Origin of the sequence: Paramuribaculum intestinale (assembly GCF_003024925.1) — a bacterium.
GTDB classification, from domain to species: Bacteria; Bacteroidota; Bacteroidia; order Bacteroidales; family Muribaculaceae; genus Paramuribaculum; species Paramuribaculum intestinale.
Map to the genome: position 1 here is coordinate 1 of NZ_PUED01000295.1, position 2,047 is coordinate 2,047.

Below are 2,047 nucleotides of genomic sequence, written 5' to 3' on the forward strand. Positions count from 1 at the left end.
ATATACGTCAAGGATTTATCGATCGCTTTGAGCATGTGGCCATGCAGATGCGTATTGAGGTAGGGAAAAAGAAAATCTACCTCAGCCACTATCCATTTCTCTGTTTTGAGGGAGGATACAAGACTGATGTATGGCAATTGTTTGGACATGTGCATACGCGGCCCTCAAACACTGGCATTGATGCCGGACGGCTTCAACATCTCTACCCGACACAATTCGATGTTGGTGTCGACAACAATAACTTCACGCCCTTGTCATTCGACCAAGTCCGTGAGCGGATACAATGGCAAATAGAGCAAGCAAACAAACGAGAGCCACGCCAAAAGCGATAATACTTGACATCCAATCCAACGCCACAACTAGCTACCTAAATACAGTCGGTTGTGGCGTTTTTATTCTATACACGTTGGCTAGCGATGCTGATATGGATGACTTAGAAAACTGAATCTCCCACCAGTGTGTAATTGTGTTGATAATGTTACTCGGAACATCAAAAAATTTGAACTACCGAGAAATCCTCGGCAGTTATTTCCATTTTGGAAACAACTACACGCTTAGTCCTTACATACTATATCAGAACGATCATCTTCAATTGCTCCACTTGGCATTTTCCCTCAGTTTGAACTTGTGCAAAAAATGCAACAGTTGAATCTGAAGCCAATTCATCTGCCTCATAAATCTTAGTGATGTTGCGCTCGACTTTACTACCGTCTTTATCTTAAGTTGTTGCAAAAAATGCAACAACTCGATTCTGCTATACCTCAACTCTTTAAAAGCCGTTTAACAATCCATTCCGGGTAATTCTTGACACCTCGGCGTTCAAGCAGCTCTTTCCCTTTCAGAGAACGGATGATACGATCTATGGTGCTACGAGAAAGTTTTGTGATTTCCACAATTCTATCAAGAGACACATGGTTGTCTCGCTGCATCACATCTATTACAGCTTTTTCATTTTCAGTTAACTTTACTCCGGAAACGTCATCGTGACGTTGTGACGTTTCCGAAACGTCATCATGATGTTTTGCCTCATCCCATCTGATATGCAGATAACGATTTCGCAGCTCGTTGTTTTCGCCGAGAAGAAGATTGCGGAAGAAAAGGATAAGATATTCATATGTAGGTTCTACACCCTTGACGGCATTACGGTAGTTGGCGCGGACAAGCGCATTGCGGAAATACCACGAATGGCTCTTGAACATATCATTCTCAACCGAGTACCCCATCGAACGCAGATACTTGATGGTGAATACAGCGGTAGTACGCGTGTTTCCTTCAGGGAATGGATGGATTTGCCATATGTCCGACACAAAACGTACCAGATGCTCAATAATTTGTGACTGCGATAATCCCCTGTAACTGAACTGTCTTTCCTGTTCAAGGTCGTATTCAATAGTGCGGGTCAAATCTTCATAAGGGCCATAAAGAACGGTAGCACCATCAAGGACCCATTCTTTCTTTGTCACGTTATATTTTCGGAATTCACCGGCATGTTTCATAACACCGTTGAATATACGACGATGAACCCCGGCCAACCCCTGAAGTGAGAACGAGAAAGATTGCTCCGAAAGAACACGGACAATATTCTTCGACACCTCATCCGCCTGTTTCACATCATCGGGTATCTCACGCGCAGCCTCACTCTGATAATATGTTGTAATCAGTTTGTCAACATCATCAATGTTGACTTCACCCTCGATGTGCCTTTTTGCGGTATCAACCAGATAGTCAGATACCTCAAGGCCGTCAACCTTTTGCAACCCAATAGCCGTCTGCCACAGTTCGGCGCGTTCCTTTGGCCCCGGTTCTGTAGCCCTCAAATATTGTTCAAATTCATTATAACGTTCCATAAGTCAATGAGGTGTTATCGCCACTTTAATAACGTTGTCGCGGCGGTTTTCAAACAGATCGTAGGCTTCCTCGATCTGCGAGAAGGGGAAGGTATGGGTTATCAGCGGGGTCGTGTCAATCTTCCCTTCGGATATAAGTTTCAGGATTTCTTCGCAGTCGCAACCATCAACGCCACCGGTCTTGAACGTCAGATTCTTGC

General features: G+C 44.2%; 1 protein-coding gene and 2 pseudogenes. 1 reads left to right on the plus strand and 2 read right to left on the minus strand.

The genetic code is table 11. The features are described 5' to 3' along the window. Positions 1-332, plus strand: a pseudogene (locus C5O24_RS12905) (metallophosphatase); the annotation flags it as partial. A 429-nt stretch (positions 333-761) separates the two neighbouring features. On the opposite strand, the gene C5O24_RS12910 reads toward C5O24_RS12905, so the two are convergent. Both C5O24_RS12910 and C5O24_RS12915 read right to left on the minus strand, forming a co-directional pair. Beyond that, positions 762-1,847 carry a Fic family protein gene (locus tag C5O24_RS12910; protein WP_107036501.1) on the minus strand — a complete coding sequence of 362 codons (1,086 nt, stop codon included), beginning with the start codon at positions 1,845-1,847 and terminating at the stop codon, positions 762-764. A 3-nt stretch (positions 1,848-1,850) separates the two neighbouring features. Further along, positions 1,851-2,047: pseudogene (locus C5O24_RS12915) on the minus strand (alcohol dehydrogenase); the annotation flags it as partial.

Bases quoted from the DNA above. Each gene is read 5' to 3' on its own strand.
- C5O24_RS12910 (WP_107036501.1), bottom strand. From the start codon at position 1,847: ATGGAACGTTATAATGAATTTGAACAATATTTGAGGGCTACAGAACCG.